General features: G+C 59.0%; 15 protein-coding genes. 7 read left to right on the plus strand and 8 right to left on the minus strand.

Features of this window, described 5'->3' with window-relative positions; genetic code table 11:
- Positions 1 to 83 precede the first annotated feature (83 nt).
- Both ACR0C5_RS10535 and ACR0C5_RS10540 read left to right on the plus strand, forming a co-directional pair.
- The gene (locus tag ACR0C5_RS10535; protein WP_480876377.1) at positions 84 to 1,109 is read left to right on the plus strand and encodes a LacI family DNA-binding transcriptional regulator; all 1,026 of its coding nucleotides are present in this window, start codon (positions 84 to 86) and stop codon (positions 1,107 to 1,109) included.
- A gap of 4 nt (positions 1,110 to 1,113) precedes the next feature.
- Positions 1,114 to 2,325: a winged helix-turn-helix domain-containing protein gene (locus ACR0C5_RS10540; RefSeq protein WP_480859500.1), complete on the plus strand. Its 1,212-nt coding sequence runs from the start codon at positions 1,114 to 1,116 to the stop codon at positions 2,323 to 2,325.
- A 3-nt stretch (positions 2,326 to 2,328) separates the two neighbouring features.
- On the opposite strand, the gene ACR0C5_RS10545 is transcribed toward ACR0C5_RS10540, so the two are convergent.
- Together ACR0C5_RS10545 and hpaR are read right to left on the minus strand one after the other, a co-directional pair.
- Positions 2,329 to 3,027, minus strand: coding sequence for a fumarylacetoacetate hydrolase family protein (locus ACR0C5_RS10545; protein ID WP_480876380.1), 699 nt, complete (start codon positions 3,025 to 3,027; stop codon positions 2,329 to 2,331).
- A gap of 458 nt (positions 3,028 to 3,485) precedes the next feature.
- Positions 3,486 to 3,920, minus strand: coding sequence for a homoprotocatechuate degradation operon regulator HpaR (gene hpaR / locus ACR0C5_RS10550; protein ID WP_170771204.1), 435 nt, complete (start codon positions 3,918 to 3,920; stop codon positions 3,486 to 3,488).
- Between the two features lie 205 nt (positions 3,921 to 4,125).
- Here hpaR and ACR0C5_RS10555 point away from each other — a divergent pair, with 205 nt between their 5' ends.
- The gene (locus ACR0C5_RS10555) at positions 4,126 to 5,538 is read left to right on the plus strand and encodes a pyridoxal phosphate-dependent decarboxylase family protein (RefSeq protein WP_480876603.1); all 1,413 of its coding nucleotides are present in this window, start codon (positions 4,126 to 4,128) and stop codon (positions 5,536 to 5,538) included.
- Between the two features lie 10 nt (positions 5,539 to 5,548).
- Entirely contained in the window at positions 5,549 to 6,319 is a 771-nt protein-coding gene (locus ACR0C5_RS10560; RefSeq protein WP_170790162.1) for an HpcH/HpaI aldolase family protein, read from the plus strand.
- A gap of 4 nt (positions 6,320 to 6,323) precedes the next feature.
- On the opposite strand, the gene ACR0C5_RS10565 is transcribed toward ACR0C5_RS10560, so the two are convergent.
- Positions 6,324 to 7,466 (minus strand): DUF3095 domain-containing protein, encoded by a 1,143-nt coding sequence (locus ACR0C5_RS10565; protein WP_170771209.1) that lies wholly within the window; start codon positions 7,464 to 7,466, stop codon positions 6,324 to 6,326.
- A gap of 141 nt (positions 7,467 to 7,607) precedes the next feature.
- Here ACR0C5_RS10565 and ACR0C5_RS10570 point away from each other — a divergent pair, with 141 nt between their 5' ends.
- From ACR0C5_RS10570 to ACR0C5_RS10580, 3 genes are all read left to right on the plus strand, one after another.
- On the plus strand, positions 7,608 to 8,780 hold the full coding sequence (locus ACR0C5_RS10570; protein ID WP_170790163.1) for an MFS transporter: 1,173 nt from the start codon (positions 7,608 to 7,610) through the stop codon (positions 8,778 to 8,780).
- Positions 8,781 to 8,803: 23 nt separating this feature from the next.
- Entirely contained in the window at positions 8,804 to 9,838 is a 1,035-nt protein-coding gene (locus ACR0C5_RS10575; RefSeq protein ID WP_480876383.1) for a glycosyltransferase family 4 protein, read from the plus strand.
- 111 nt (positions 9,839 to 9,949) lie between these two features.
- A complete protein-coding gene (locus ACR0C5_RS10580) occupies positions 9,950 to 10,972 on the plus strand; it encodes an aspartate-semialdehyde dehydrogenase (protein WP_170771216.1) in 1,023 nt (340 codons plus the stop codon).
- A gap of 72 nt (positions 10,973 to 11,044) precedes the next feature.
- Here the strand turns inward: ACR0C5_RS10580 and ACR0C5_RS10585 are convergent, their stop codons facing one another.
- From ACR0C5_RS10585 to ACR0C5_RS10605, 5 genes are all read right to left on the minus strand, one after another.
- Positions 11,045 to 11,728 (minus strand): imm11 family protein, encoded by a 684-nt coding sequence (locus ACR0C5_RS10585; protein ID WP_480876386.1) that lies wholly within the window; start codon positions 11,726 to 11,728, stop codon positions 11,045 to 11,047.
- A gap of 155 nt (positions 11,729 to 11,883) precedes the next feature.
- Complete coding sequence (locus tag ACR0C5_RS10590) at positions 11,884 to 12,336, minus strand: SRPBCC family protein (RefSeq protein WP_480876388.1); 453 nt, start codon at positions 12,334 to 12,336, stop codon at positions 11,884 to 11,886.
- A gap of 97 nt (positions 12,337 to 12,433) precedes the next feature.
- The gene (locus ACR0C5_RS10595) at positions 12,434 to 13,210 is read right to left on the minus strand and encodes an XdhC family protein (RefSeq protein ID WP_480876390.1); all 777 of its coding nucleotides are present in this window, start codon (positions 13,208 to 13,210) and stop codon (positions 12,434 to 12,436) included.
- Positions 13,211 to 13,222: 12 nt separating this feature from the next.
- On the minus strand, positions 13,223 to 14,410 hold the full coding sequence (locus ACR0C5_RS10600; protein WP_480504262.1) for a vWA domain-containing protein: 1,188 nt from the start codon (positions 14,408 to 14,410) through the stop codon (positions 13,223 to 13,225).
- Positions 14,410 to 15,276, minus strand: coding sequence for an AAA family ATPase (locus ACR0C5_RS10605; protein WP_480876392.1), 867 nt, complete (start codon positions 15,274 to 15,276; stop codon positions 14,410 to 14,412). Before ACR0C5_RS10605 ends, ACR0C5_RS10600 begins: the two co-directional genes overlap by 1 nt.
- Positions 15,277 to 15,325 lie beyond the last annotated feature (49 nt).

Below are 15,325 nucleotides of genomic sequence, written 5' to 3' on the forward strand. Positions count from 1 at the left end.
GGTTGTCATGGGCTTTGATGGGCAGTTGTAAATTGCGCCCTGTTCACGCTACCATTCCTCAAAACAACGACGCAGGTGCCCTCGTGACAACAGAAACAAAACGCCCGCTTACCCTTCGTGATGTCTCAGAGGCGTCGGGGGTGTCCGAGATGACGGTCAGCCGGGTTCTGCGCAACCGGGGCGATGTGTCCGATGCCACCCGCACCCGCGTTCTGGCTGCGGCGAAAGAGTTGGGGTACGTGCCCAACAAAATCGCGGGCGCGCTGGCCTCTAGCCGGGTGAATCTGGTGGCAGTGATCATCCCCTCGCTGTCGAACATGGTCTTCCCCGAGGTGCTGACTGGGATCAACCAGGTGCTGGAAGATACCGAGTTGCAGCCTGTTGTCGGCGTCACGGATTATCTGCCCGAGAAAGAAGAAAAAGTACTGTACGAGATGCTCTCGTGGCGACCTTCGGGCGTGATCATTGCAGGGCTGGAACATACAGAGGCAGCCCGCGCGATGTTGGATTCTGCGGGGATTCCGGTTGTTGAAGTCATGGATACCGACGGTAAGCCCGTAGATGCGATGGTGGGTATTTCCCATCGGCGTGCAGGGCGCGAGATGGCGCAGGCGATCCTGAAGGCGGGGTATGAACATATCGGATTTATGGGTACCAAGATGCCGCTGGACCACCGCGCCCGCAAACGGTTCGAAGGCTTCACTGAAGTGCTGGGCAAGAACGGAATCGAGATTGAAGACCGCGAGTTCTATTCAGGTGGTTCGGCTCTGGCCAAGGGCCGCGAGATGACGCAAACGATGCTGGAACGCTCACCCGAGCTGGATTTTCTGTACTATTCCAACGACATGATCGGCGCGGGCGGGTTGCTATACCTGCTGGATCAGGGCATCGACGTGCCAGGGCAGATCGGGCTGGCCGGGTTCAACAATGTCGAACTGTTGCAGGGCCTGCCACGCAAGCTGGCCACGATGGATGCCTGCCGGCTTGAGATCGGGCGCAAAGCTGCCGAAATCATCGCCTCGCAACTGGCTGATCCAGAGGCTGACGTTGAAACCCGTGTGACCCTGACCCCCAAGATCAGCTTTGGCGACACTCTGAAGCGGCGCTGACGCCGTGGCGTTGCGACGGCTGGACAACCGCGCAGCGCGGGCGCTGTTCATGGATCGGCACGCATTGCTGGAACGGCCCTCGGGCAATGCCAAGGGTGCGGGCCTGCTGGAGTTGATCCAGCGTCTGGGCTTTGTGCAACTGGACAGCATCAACACCGTCGCACGCGCCCATGACATGATCCTGTTCTCGCGCAGGCCCAGCTATCGGGCGCGCAACCTCAGTCGGCTGTATGAACAAGATCGTGCCCTGTTTGAGCACTGGACCCATGACGCCGCCGTAATTCCGATGGCGTTCTACCCCCATTGGCACCTGCGGTTTCAACGTGACGCAGCCCTGTTGAAATCGCGCTGGAGGAACTGGCGGCGGGATGGTTTCGAGCAACAGTTTGAATCGGTGCTGACCCATATCCGCAACCACGGGCCAGTTTCGTCCTCGGATGTCGGCAAGGACGAGAAAAAAGGCTCGGGCGGATGGTGGGACTGGCACCCCTCGAAAACGGCGCTGGAATTCCTGTGGCGGTCCGGCGCACTGGCCGTTGTGGGCCGTCAGGGGTTTCAGAAGCGCTATGATCTGACTGAGCGGGTGATCGAAACCCATCTTTGTCCTGGCAACCTGCCTTGTGACGCAGAGCAGACCATCGACTGGTTGTGCAACGCCGCGCTGGACCGATTGGGCTTTGCGACATCCGGGGAACTGGCTGCATTCTGGGATACGGTCAGCGCGTCTGAGGCTCGGGAATGGGTCAAACAGGCTCTAATCAAAGGCCATGCCGAGGAAATCGAAGTCACTTGCGCCGACGGGCGCGCGCGCAAAGTGATAACACGGCCAGAATGGCCCGATCCAACAAACCTGCCCCCGGCCCCTGGTCGGATGCGGGTTCTCAGCCCGTTTGATCCAATGTTACGGGATCGCAACCGGGCTGAGCGACTGTTTGATTTTCACTATCGGATCGAGGTTTTCGTGCCTGCCCCCAAACGCAAATATGGCTATTACGTCTTTCCCCTGCTTGAAGGGGACAGGATGGTGGGTCGGATCGATATGAAAGCTCATCGGGATCAGGATGTCCTGCGCGTCACCGCGCTGTGGCCGGAACGTGGCGTGCGTTGGACGGATGCGCGCACCCGACGCCTTGAGGCCGAGTTGGACAGAGTGCGCAGATTTACCGGTCTGACGCGGATCGAGTTTGTCGGTGAATGGCTGAAAGACCCTGTTTAGGGTCTATTCTGCCTCAGTTAGCGTTAGGCGAATTGGATGCAGCCCGTCAATGCCGCCCTCCAGCACGTCGCCTGCCTGAACTGGTCCTACCCCTGCCGGTGTTCCGGTCATGATCAAATCACCTGGGCGCAGATGGTAGTAACCGGAAAGATGGCTGATGATCTCGTCGATCTTCCAGATCAGCTCATGCAGTGTGGCACCCTGACGGGTTTCGCCGTTGACGTTCAGATGGATCCGCTTGTCATCGCTGGGCGACCAGTCCGTGGCGCGGGTCAGAGGGGCAAACACCGAGCCGTTTTCTAGGTCCTTGCCCAAATCCCAAGGGCGCTGCTTGTTCCGCTCCCGGATTTGCAGGTCACGCCGCGTCATATCCAGCGCGCATCCATAGGCATAGACCGCCTCGGTCGCTTGGGATTTCGACGCTTGAAACACGGGCGCGCCAATGGCGACCGCCAATTCCATCTCATGATGGAAATTCTCAGTTCCCGGTGGATATGGCACGGTTGCGCCGGTCAGGATCGCGTTTGCCGCGGATTTGGTGAAATAGAACGGTGCCTCACGATCCACTTCATGGCCCATCTCTGCGGCATGGGCGGCATAATTGCGCCCAACGCAGAATATCCGGCCAACAGGATAGGGGGTGGAAAGCCCCTGAACCGGTAAAACAACCGGCTTGGGCAGGGAAAACAAAGTATCGGCCATATGAGTCTCGGGTCTGCTTGGTTTCGGGCATATTAGGCGACCCCACGCGCAGGGCAAGCAGATGACTGCCGTCAACTCAACCCGGTTCACAATCCGGTTTCACATCTTGGAAATCCGCCGAGATAGGCTAGATTATGCGTATAAACGCATGACATCAATACGATGCGCCTGAGCGCCGCGCTATGGGATGGGCGGGTCTCGCGCAACACAATATCACCGCACTAACACATTTGCGGTAGACTAGTTTCGGATCGCCTCGGTCAGAGGCTACTCACCCAAGGGTCTCAGGACCGTACGTACACCTTATTCTAGGTTGACAGGTTATCCGAAACACAAGCCGATCGCCCGGATCGTTCCGGGGCATCTGCTTGTGGGCCAGACACGCAGTCCAGTCTTGGTCTGGCCAACCCCGCCAGAGGGCGCCCCCCATACCTCTGGCGGGACTGCGTTTTTTGAGGTCAGGATTTCAGATCGTGCAGGTCGTTCAACAAGTCCAGCAAAGCCTCATGGCGCTCGGGGCCAAGTTGGATGCGAATGCCTTCTGCCTCTTGCAGGATGAGGTTGATATTGTCCTGGATGATCTTATCCCCAGCAGCCGTGATCTCTACAATCTGGCGGCGTTTGTCGACAGGGTGCACGTGTCGACGGATCAGCCCTTTGGCCTCAAGCTTCTGCAGGATGCGGGTCAGGCTGGGCAGAAGAAGACAGGCTCGCTCGGCGATATGGGTTGGTTCTTGCGGGCCATCTTCCTTGAGAACACGCAACACACGCCATTGTTGCTCGGTCACGCCGACATCCGCCAACATGCGACGGATCGGCCCCATGACCCTTTCACGCGCCCGAAGCAGCGCAATCGGCAAAGAGCGGGAAGTCAGTGGCAAATCTCTGGACATATGAAATCTTGAACGAAATTCCCAAAAACTGCAACCAAACTCAATAATTAAGATGATTGAATTTATTTGCAAACTCCACTCTCGACGAAAAGTTCGCAACCCTTTTTTCGGCGATTTGGATTGACCTTTTTCGCCCGATAGCCACCACTGGCATCGCGGGTTTTCCGACGAAAACCCGAAGATGATACATCACATGGGGCAGGACATGGATTGGGATTCCTTTGCAGAGTGGGGCGAGAAAGCCGCCAGATGGGCGCAGGACTATCACCAAACCGTCAAAGATAAGCCAGTACGCGCGCAGACCGAGCCAGGCGACATCCTGAATGCCTTGCCAGAACTTCCGCCCGAGCAAGCGCAGCCTATCGAGGACATCTTTCAGGACTTCGAACAGATCGTCATGCCGGGCATCACACATTGGCAACATCCCCGGTTTTTCGCATATTTCAACGCAAACACTTCTCCGCCCTCGGTGCTGGCCGAGTTTCTGACCAGCGCGATCGCAGCGCAATGCATGCTGTGGCAGACTTCACCCGCGGCGACCGAGATGGAAACGCGGATGATGGAATGGCTGCGTCACGCGCTGGACCTGCCCACAGGGTTCGCCGGCGTGATCCAGGACTCCGCCTCATCCGCGACGCTGGCTGCGGTGCTGACCATGCGCGAAAAGGCCCTGTCGTGGCAGGGCAATCAACAGGGACTGTTTGCACAGAAACCCTTGCGCGTTTATTGCTCGGCCGAGGTGCATACCTCGATTGACCGGGCGATCTGGGTCGCAGGGATCGGGCAGCAGAATTTGGTGCGCGTCCTGACCAAAGGTGACTGGCGCGGCATGGATCCTGTGGCGTTGGAACAGGCGATTCAATCTGATTTAGACTCCGGTTTGCATCCGGCGGGGGTCATTCTGTCGGTTGGCGGCACCAGTGTCGGCGGTACCGACCCGGTCGAAGAATGCCTGAAGGTCGCCGCCAAATACGGGCTCTACACCCATGTAGATGCGGCGTGGGCGGGGTCGGCGATGATCTGCCCGGAATACCGCCACTATTGGCAGGGGGTCGAGCGCGCCGATAGCATCGTGTTCAACCCGCATAAATGGCTGGGCGTCCAATTCGACTGCTGCGCGCATTTTCTGAAAAACCCTGAAGATCTGGTGCAGACCTTGGCGATCAGCCCAGAATTTCTGAAAACCCACGGCAAGGACGGGATCATCAACTATTCGGAATGGTCGGTGCCTTTGGGGCGGCGATTCCGGGCGCTGAAGCTTTGGTTCGTGATCCGCGCCTATGGGCTTGAGGGGTTGCGCACCCGACTGCGCAATCATGTAAACTGGTCTGTGGACTTGCATGACCGTCTGGCCGCCGAGCCGGATTTCGAAATCACCACGAAACCGATGTGGTCGCTATGGACCTTTCGTTATGCCCCGGACGGTGCGGTTGATCTGGACGATCTGAACCTGCGGCTTGTAAACGCCATCAATGACGACGGTCGTATTTACCTGACCCAAACCCGAGTGGACGGCAACCTGACCATCCGGTTCCAAGCCGGACAGTTTGAAACGACCGAAGATGATGTACGCGTGGCTTACGATGTCATCACCGAAATCGCCCGCTCTCTGACCTAAAGGATTGATCATGCCCGCACCGTTAAATTCGTTCAAACAGGCTCTCATTAACGGCGAAAGGTTGATCGGCTGCTGGACCAGTTTTGCCGAGGCCGTCACCGCCGAGATCATGGGAAGCGCCGGGTTCGACTGGCTGGTCATCGATGGCGAGCACGCGCCCAACGATATCCGGTCTATCCGGGATCAGTTGATGGCCCTGTCCGCCAGCCCGACCCATCCTGTGGTTCGTGTTCCGGTTGGGGATGCCGCATTGATCAAGATGGTGCTGGATGCGGGGTCGCAAACAATTCTGGTGCCGATGGTCGAAAGCGCCGAACAGGCAAGGGACCTGGTGCGTGCCTGCCGCTATCCGCCCGAAGGCGTGCGCGGCGTCGGCGCCATGGCCTCGCGCGCGACGATGTATGGGACGATCCCGGACTACATTCCCACCGCAGATGCCCAGATCTGCCTGCTGGTTCAGGTTGAAAACCGCGCGGGTCTGGCCGCCTTGGACGATATTCTGAAGGTCGACGGTATTGATGGGGTCTTTATTGGCCCAGCCGATCTGTCCACCGACATGGGCTATCAGGGCAACAGTGCCGCGCCCGAGGTGCGGGCGGCGATTGCGGATGCGATTGCGCGAACGCTTGCAGCAGGCAAAGCCCCGGGGATTCTGGGAGTTACGGACGAGTCGTCTCAGGCATTTCAGGACATGGGCGCGCAGTTTCAGGCGGTTGGCATAGACGTGATGCTACTGACGCAAGCCGCGCGGGCGCTTTCAGCCAAGTGGAAAGCGAAGTAACCCTTCAGCCCTGCATCGCAGCCGTCGCCTGTGCATAGCCGCCCGAAGCACCATCCACGAAGTGCACGTGGTCGTCGCGGGTGGCCGACGGCACAAAACAGGTCATCATCGCCTCATCCTGCGCATGCAGGCCGTATTTGATCTTTCCCTGGCCACGCGCCTGCTCCAGCATCGTGCGAATTTGCGCCAGCGTGGCCGGGTCGCAATCCAGCGTCATTTTCAGCCCGTCATCAAACTTGCGAAAATCCGCGTTGCTGCTGACCATGTTGCGATAGTGGACCGGCTCGAAATTTCCCAGCGGCTTGCCGCGCCGGAACAAAAGCGCGATCAGCAGGTTTTGGACCAACAGAAGCAGCTTTTGCACAGCTACATTCCGCCCAGCCCGTGAAACATGCGCGTCCAGATCCAAACCCGGAGGTGGCCAGCGCATTGGCGGTCCCCCGACCGGGACGGGATGGCCCGCCCGTTCCAACTCTTCCGAGGCACGCAGCACCGATTGCGCCAGATCGGCAAAATCGCTCTCGGTAGCCTGCGCCGTGGGTTCGACCACCAAAGACACGATCTGCCCGTTCTGCGACCGTACATTCGACCATCGACAGGACAAGCCGTTCAAATCGGGCAGCGCGCCCGGCCCGGACGGGTCGACGGAAGAGGACCCGGATTTCATCTGCGTCTCGGCCCAGGCCAGCCCGCCGCCCGAGAACATGGCGTAATCCACCCCGCTGGACGGGGCATAGCGGGCGACGCGCAACTCTTTCCCCGCCTGCCGGATTTCGGCGACCGTCGTCAGCGCAGCGCGCAACTTGATCCCAAACTCATCCTCGGCCCAGCGGCGCAAGTCTGCCAGTGCTTGCCGCGCATCATCCATCGCACTTGCGGGCACGGCGAATCCGGCCCCGTCGCCGCCAAACACATAAGGGAACTCAGCGCCTTTCATGGCGTTGATCATGGCCGAAATCACAGCCGCGCCAACCATATTCACCGTCTTATAGCGGCCTTTGGCGATCTCAGCCGTCGAGTCGACAATGTCCGCAACCCCCACAACCCAATCATCAGGCAGCGCCGAGAACTGCGCGGGATCGGTCAGCCGTGAAAAATCGCGCAAAAGGGGTAGGCTGTCATAGAAGGCGGCCTGGGCGTCTTTCATGAATACCTCGGTCTCAAATCATGATTTAACATAGCCCGAATGCGGCCCAAGTCCCGCGAAATCGTCAAGACACACGTGCTTGTGCGCAGCGGTGTCCCGTGCCAAGCATGTCCGGTCAGATGATGGCAAAAGGGGCATTTCATGAAGGCAGGTTTGGTCGTGTTGTGTCTGGGCTATGTGCTCAGCCAGTTTTTTCGTGCCTTTTTGGCCGTACTCAGCGTCGATCTGGGTCGTGATATCGGCGCCACGCCAGAGGACCTCGCTTTTGCCTCGGGCCTTTGGTTTCTGGTCTTTGCCGCCATGCAACTCCCGGTTGGCTGGGCGCTGGATCGGGTCGGGCCGCGGCTGACCTCGACCGTTTTGTTGCTGGTCGGTGGCGCAGGCGGCGCACTGATCTTTGCCGTGGCCAGCACGCCTTTTCATGTCGCCGTGGCCATGGGGCTGATCGGAGTGGGATGCTCGCCGATCCTGATGGCCTCGTACTTTATCTTCGCCCGTGAATACCCTCCGGCCCGTTTTGCCACGCTGGCCGCCCTGATGCTGGGTGTTGGGTCGGTTGGCAATTTGGTCGCCTCCTACCCCACTGCGCTGGCCGTTGAGCTGATGGGTTGGCGCGCTACGATGGTCACTTTGGCCCTGTTTTCGGGCGTGATCGCCATCGGCATTCTGTTCACAGTTCATGATCCCAAACGCGTTGAAACCGACCACAAGGGATCGGTTCTGGATCTGCTGAAGCAGCCCGCACTCTGGGCCATCTTGCCCCTGATGTTGGTGGCCTATGCACCGTCGGCTGCGACCCGCGGCCTTTGGGCCGGACCATATCTGAGTGATATCTTCGCCCTCAGCACCACACAGATCGGAACCGCCACTCTGATCATGGGCGCGTCGATGATTGCGGGCACCTTCGCTTATGGGCCGCTTGACCGGATATTGGGGACGCGGAAATGGGTGATCTTTGGCGGCAATGCGCTGGGCGTGGTCGCCCTGACCCTGTTGTGTCTGTGGATCGACAATGCGGTCTGGCTATCGGTGGTACTCATCTCGGTCATCGGGTTCACCGGGGCCAGCTTTCCGGTCATCATGGCCCATGGCCGCGCCTTTGTCCCTCCACACCTAGTGGGCCGAGGCGTGACCCTGCTGAACCTGTTCGGGATCGGAGGCGTCGGCCTTGCCCAATTTGTCACCGGCCGCGTCCATGCGGCCACGGTGGACATCAGCCCCTCTGCGCCTTACACAGCGATATTCGGCTTTTTTGCCATCTCGCTTGCCATTGGCTGCGTGATCTATCTATTCAGCCGGGACAGCGTCGACTGAAGCTGACCTCGACAGGAGACCTCATGTCCGACCCGCGCGTCATTGCCCCTAATCTCAAACGCAGGCTTTCGGGCGTGACGGCGACGATTGCGCGGTTGGTGCCGTTGCAAGTGCAATGGATCGACATTGCAGCCACCGGTCCGGGCCTACCGGATGACATCCCGCATATCCCGCTTGGCCGCCTGCCCTTTCTGTCGCGCAAAACCCTGCGCGTCTGGCACGCCCGCCGTAATACCGAGATGCTGTTGGGTCTGTTCCTGCGCAACATCCTGCGGCTGCGACTGAAACTGCTGTTCACCAGCGCGTCGCAGCGGGCGCATACGGGCTATACCAAATGGCTGATCGACAAGATGGATGCCGTGGTCGCCACCTCGCGCAAAACCGCAGGGTATCTGGATCGGGATGCACAGGTGATCATGCATGGCATCAACCTGCAGGATTTTACCCCGCCCGAGGATAAAGCAGCCGTTCGTGCCCGGTTGGGCCTGCCTGATGGGTTGCTGCTGGGCTGCTATGGCCGTATCCGCCACCAGAAGGGTACTGACGCCTTTGTAGATGCAATGATCGATCTGTGTGGCCGCTTTGACGATGTGCATGGCATTGTCATGGGCCGCGCTACGGAACAACACACCACCTTTCTGTCCGAATTGAAAGACAAGGTCGCGGTGGCGGGCCTGTCCGACCGCATCCTCTTCATGCCCGAGGTTACAGTCGACCAGATCGCCGAATGGTATCAGGTTCTGGACCTTTTCATCGCGCCCCAGCGGTGGGAAGGCTTCGGCCTGACCCCGTTGGAGGCGATGGCCTGCGGCGTGCCCGTCGTGGCCACCGATGTCGGTGCGTTCTCTGAGATCGTGACCGATCCGTCATTGGGCCATGTGGTGGAGCCCGGCAATATCCCGACCTTGGCCGATGCCGCCGCCCGGATGCTGGAAAACCGCGATTCCCTTGCGCAATCCGGCCGCGCCGCCCGTACCCATGTCGAGCAGAATTTCGACATCCATCGCGAAGCAAAGACCCTTGTCGCCCTCTACGAGCGGCTTTTGACCGACACCTGAGGCGATGCGCCGCGTCAAATCGGTGTCATCGGGCGGAATCCGACCCAAAAACCCTTTTTTCTTTGCCGCAACGCAGCTATGAACGCGCGTCCTTAACTTTGGAGACATGAAATGGGCTATCGCGTCGTTGTCGCCGGCGCCACGGGTAACGTGGGCCGCGAAATGCTGAACATTCTGGCGGAACGCCAGTTCCCCGTCGATGAACTTGCCGTGCTGGCAAGCCGTCGTTCGCTGGGCACCGAAGTAAGCTTTGGCGACAAGACACTAACCACCCAGGACATCGATACCTTCGACTTCACCGGCTGGGACATGGCGCTGTTCGCCATCGGCTCGGACGCGACCAAAGTCTACGCGCCCAAGGCGGCGGCTGCAGGCTGTGTGGTGATCGATAACTCGTCGCTCTATCGCTACGACCCCGACATTCCGCTGATCGTGCCGGAATGTAACCCGCAGGCGATCCACGACTACAAGAACAAGAACATCATCGCCAACCCCAACTGCTCGACCGCGCAAATGGTTGTCGCGCTGAAGCCGCTGCATGACCGCGCCAAGATCAAGCGCGTTGTCGTCTCGACCTATCAGTCGGTCTCGGGCGCGGGCAAAGAGGGCATGGATGAGCTGTGGGATCAGACCAAAGCGGTCTATAACCCCACGACCGAAGTGGAGCCCAAGAAGTTCCAGAAGCAGATCGCCTTCAACGTCATTCCGCAGATCGACGTCTTCATGGAAGACGGCTCGACCAAGGAAGAGTGGAAAATGGTGGTCGAGACCAAAAAGATCGTCGATCCGTCGATCAAGGTCACAGCCACCTGCGTCCGCGTTCCCGTGTTCGTCGGCCATTCCGAGGCCGTGAATATCGAGTTCGAGGAATTCCTGGACGAGGACGAAGCCCGCGACATCCTGCGCGAGGCCCCCGGCATCATGGTTATCGACAAGCGCGAACCCGGCGGCTACGTCTCGCCCATCGAATGCGCGGGTGACTTCGCCACCTTCATCAGCCGCATCCGTCAGGATTCGACAATCGAGAACGGCATCAACCTGTGGTGCGTGTCCGATAACCTGCGCAAAGGCGCAGCCCTGAATGCGGTGCAGATCGCTGAGTTGCTGGGCCGTGAGGTTCTGAAAAAGGGCTAAGGTCAGTCTGCTGTCACAGAGAAACCCCGCTGTCGATGCAGCGGGGTTTTTTGTTCCGACGCACCGTTTGCGTCACAGAACCCCAACAGGGCAGCGGACTAAACCCCAACCGTCATCGACTCCGGCTGCCTTCAAAGCTGAGACGAGACGTTCCGAGAGGAACAGGAGTTCGGGAACTTTCGGATCGATCCAGATGTCGGGACCACCCAAAGCTTCTGGAGCAACTACAAGCTCATGTTCCCGTCCAATTCGAGGACGAAAAACTACTCCGGAACGGTTACTTAGAGGAGCTGTTCTGTCTCCTAACGGCCCCAACGCCTCGTAGTTCCCCATCGACCATTTGTTGCACACATTAAGGATGTAGTATGGCTCGTCCGTGGTCGCATGGCCGGCCGGAGCCTGCAATCTGATCAAGTGGAAATAGGTTTCACCCAGTTCGAACTGTTCCAGAACCGTTTTGGCCGAGTTTGACAGCACCGGCAGGCCGCCTCCGTTCATGAAACTCGGTGCCGGATTGCCGTCCTGCGAGCCATAGTACCAGACATCGCCAACCTCGGCCTCAGTCAGCTTCCCTCCTTTTCGAACCTTTTCAAAAGTCCCGTCGAGCCGTGCGCGATACTTTTCTTTGACCTCATTAGGTTGGGCAGACAGCCAATGCCGCTCATATTCCCTCCGCGTCATCGGAGTTACGCCGGACTTGTTGTTCCAAGTCGTAGAAATCCAGACATAGGAATCCCCCCGAAGGGTCATTTTCATCAATCATTTTCGCCGCCAAATTGCTTAACTTTGCACATAAAACACAAAGCTAACTTAGCGACTTGCACCATGTGCGCAAAGAACAAAGCTTTTTGCGCGGGATCAATTCGCACAGTAAAATTCGGGCCAGTCCGGAAACCGACCCGAAAAAATGATCAGGACACAGCCTGTTCCGCTACGATTTCGCCAAATCGGGTGAAGAACTTGCCCGACAGCTTTTTGGCCGTTCCTGCAATCAGACGGCTGCCAAGTTGGGCGATCTTGCCGCCGACATCGACCTTCGCGGTGTAGGACAGAATTGTCTCAGCCCCGTCCTCGGTCAACGTGACCTCGGCACCGCCCTTGGCGAACCCGGCGGCACCGCCTTTGCCTTCACCGGTCAGGGAAAACCCGCCGGGGGCGTTGGAATTATCCAGCGTTACTTGGCCGGCAAACTTGGCTTTGACCGGACCGATTTTCAGAACCACCTTGGCCTCAAGATCCTCGGGCGAGTTCTGGATCAGCTCTTCACAACCCGGAATGCACTCCTGCAAAATATCGGGCGTATTCAGCGCCTTGTAGACCACGTCGCGCGGGGCGGCGATGCGGATTTCGTCACTCAGTTCCATTCATGTTTCCTTTGTTCAACAGCATTTCGGAAAAACCAGAAGGGCGGTTTCCGTCGCCTGTTCCGGTGTTTGTTTCGGGCGCGCAGGCCACAGACTTTTAAGCCAGTTTTTCATCTTCAGTGACCTCCGTCGAATTATCCGTGTTCCGCCACATCACGATCTCGGCCAGGATCGACAGGGCAATTTCGTGTGGATCAATGGCATGAATGTCCAGCCCGGCTGGGGATTTCAGACGCGCCGCGCGGGCTGGGTCCAAACCCTGTCCAATCAGCTTTTCCGTGAGTGTTTCAGCTTTGCGGCGGCTGGCCACCATCGACACCCGCGCGGCTTGCGTGTTCAGCGCGGCCCCAAGGGCTGCGCCGTCTCCTTGACCTTGCGAGGCCACGACAACAAAGTCGCGCGCCTCGATACCCAAGTCTTCGACCGTCTCGGGCGTGCTGCTCGTCACCCGAAACCCAGCCAGCGTCCCGTGTTCGCCCAGCGCCTTGGCAATCAACGAGGTGCCAAAGATCACTAATCTTGGCGCGTGCTGATACGGTTCAACCAGCAAATCCACCGTCCCGCCCGAGGGGCAACCGCTTTTGAAGGTTTGCACGCCATCCGGGTCCGTCATATCGACCACCTTGTCCGAGGGTTTCACGCGGATCATCTGCGGCGCACCGCTGGTCAGCGCTTGTGTCGCTGAACTGCGCACCGCGCGCTGCACACAGGCACCACCCAGATGGCCCAAAATTCGCCCGTCGCGGGTAATGGCCGCCTTGCCCCCCGCCTTGGCCGAGGTCGCATCCGCTGTCCGCAACACCGTAGCGACACAGAACGGCTCACCGGTTTGGCGCAGGGTTTCGATCGTGTCGAATATGTCGAAATTTGCCATATCAGACTCCTTTCACAACTTGCGAAACTGCGGCTCAAGCGCTGCCAGCGCCTCGAGCGTGTTGGCAGGCAAATGCGCGTCCAAATGGGGTTCCGCTGCCTGCATCGCCGCTGCGATGGGTTGGTAGTCTTTCCATCCCTTCAGCGGATTCAGCCAAACGATCCGCCGGACCTTGCGCCGGATGCGCGCCAGGACTGCGCCCAGCGCTTGCGGGTCGGAACTGCAATAGCCGTCTGACAGGATCAGCACGATGGTCCGCCCGTTCAAAGCACGCGCGCCATAGCCGTTCAGAAAGCTCTCTAGGCTCCCTGAAATATCGGTGCCGCCGCCAAACCCCTCGGCCATCAAGGACAACCGCCCAGCCGCACGGATCGAGTCGTGATCGCGCAAGGCGTCCGTCACCCGCATCAGACGCGTGTGAAACAGATAGGCATCCGCTTCGGTCCCACTGCCGATCAGGCCTTTGAGAAAAGCCAGAAACACCCGCGAATACACAGTCATCGACCCGCTGACATCACACAGCGCCACGATCCGCATAGGACGCGGCGGTTTCGCCCGTCGGTACAGGTCCATCGGCTCACCCCCACGCGCCAGGCTGGCGCGCTGGATCCGTCTCATGTCCAGTGCTGGCCCGCGCAATGCCCGTTTCCGCCGACGCGAGCGTCGATCCCGAATGGCGCGTGCCAAAGTCATTGCAGCCTTTTCGGCCTCCATCAGAGCCTGTTCATCCATCAGCTCCCGCAAATCCCTGCGCGATAGATTGGTGGTGCGCGTTGCGATTAGCTGGCCGTCTTTGCCTTCTGCTTCACCGTCACCCGAATCCGGCAACCCATCCTGATCCGAGCCATTTCCGGCCTCGGTTTCCGTTTGCGTTTCCTGCTGCCAGATCATCGGTTTTGCCGACTGCACCCGCACATGGCTGGTTTCCGCCACACCGCCCCGCTGTTTGCCGGTGTTGAACCAATAGGCATCAAACAGATCGTCGAACCGACGCCAATCCTCAGCATCCCCCGTCAACAAAACGCACAGAGCCTGCCTTGCCTGCCGCGCATCCGTCGCGCGTACCGCGGTCAAGGCGGCCAATGCATCGCCTGTCTCAGCCGGACCAACCCGCAATCCGTTCGATCGCAAATGCGTAATGAAGCCAGACATCCGATCTGCCAACCCATCGGCCCGAGAAGGAAACCGCGTGACCTGCATCACGCTACCTTCCCGATCAACCGGTCCATCACCTCGGGCGGGGCGGCGTCATAGTCGGCGGCGGTTTTCAACAAGCACACAAGCGTTGCCTGCACAGCGTCGCGCGATTGCGCCATGTCGTTGACGCCCAAACCTGACAGCGCCGCAGCCCAATCCAACATCTCTGCAATGCCCGGCGTCTTTTCCAAATCTTCCTTGCGCAACGCCTGTACGACCTCAATGATCTGCCGCGCCAGCACGCCTTCGACCTCGGGCATCCGCGCCCGAAGGATCGCCATTTCAACCTCTTTCGAGGGGTAATCAAGGAAACTGTAAAGACACCGCCGCCGCAAAGCATCTGACAAATCCCGTGTCCCATTGGCGGTCAGGATCACAATGGGCCGAGTCTTTGCCTCGACCGTCCCAAGCTCAGGGATGGTGATCTGAAAGTCGGACAGTATTTCCAGCAAATATGCTTCGAATTCCTCATCCGCCCGATCAATCTCATCAATCAACAAAACCGGAGGAACATCCTGAGAAATAGCCTCTAACAAAGGCCGTCTCAGCAAATACGCATCGGAAAACAACTGCGCCTCGCCAACCCCTCCCTGCGCGTCCGACGCTCGGATCGCCAACAGTTGCCGCTGATAGTTCCACTCATAAATCGCGTGGCTGGCATCCAGCCCTTCATAGCACTGCAACCGGATCAATCTGGCATCCCGCCAAGCCGCCATCGCCTTGGCCACCTCGGTTTTACCAACTCCTGCCGGCCCTTCCAGCAGCAAAGGTCGCCCCAGCGCCTGCGCCAAATGCAACGCCATCGCCAACCGATCATCAGCAACATAACCTTGCGCGGCCAATCCGTTCTGCACATCACTCAAAGTCAAAACCAGGATCCATTCTTCATCTGGCCAAAAATATCCCGGGGGTCCAAGG

This window comes from Ruegeria sp. N8 (assembly GCF_056531325.1).

Coding starts and splice junctions, on each gene's coding strand:
- ACR0C5_RS10565 (WP_170771209.1), bottom strand. CDS start 7,466: ATGAAAGACGCCCAGGCCGCCTTCTATGACAGCCTACCCCTTTTGCGC.
- ACR0C5_RS10545 (WP_480876380.1), bottom strand. CDS start 3,027: ATGGCCGATACTTTGTTTTCCCTGCCCAAGCCGGTTGTTTTACCGGTT.
- hpaR (WP_170771204.1), bottom strand. CDS start 3,920: ATGTCCAGAGATTTGCCACTGACTTCCCGCTCTTTGCCGATTGCGCTG.
- ACR0C5_RS10585 (WP_480876386.1), bottom strand. CDS start 11,728: ATGAAAATGACCCTTCGGGGGGATTCCTATGTCTGGATTTCTACGACT.
- ACR0C5_RS10600 (WP_480504262.1), bottom strand. CDS start 14,410: ATGCAGGTCACGCGGTTTCCTTCTCGGGCCGATGGGTTGGCAGATCGG.
- ACR0C5_RS10590 (WP_480876388.1), bottom strand. CDS start 12,336: ATGGAACTGAGTGACGAAATCCGCATCGCCGCCCCGCGCGACGTGGTC.
- ACR0C5_RS10560 (WP_170790162.1), top strand. CDS start 5,549: ATGCCCGCACCGTTAAATTCGTTCAAACAGGCTCTCATTAACGGCGAA.
- ACR0C5_RS10570 (WP_170790163.1), top strand. CDS start 7,608: ATGAAGGCAGGTTTGGTCGTGTTGTGTCTGGGCTATGTGCTCAGCCAG.
- ACR0C5_RS10575 (WP_480876383.1), top strand. CDS start 8,804: ATGTCCGACCCGCGCGTCATTGCCCCTAATCTCAAACGCAGGCTTTCG.
- ACR0C5_RS10595 (WP_480876390.1), bottom strand. CDS start 13,210: ATGGCAAATTTCGACATATTCGACACGATCGAAACCCTGCGCCAAACC.
- ACR0C5_RS10555 (WP_480876603.1), top strand. CDS start 4,126: ATGGATTGGGATTCCTTTGCAGAGTGGGGCGAGAAAGCCGCCAGATGG.
- ACR0C5_RS10580 (WP_170771216.1), top strand. CDS start 9,950: ATGGGCTATCGCGTCGTTGTCGCCGGCGCCACGGGTAACGTGGGCCGC.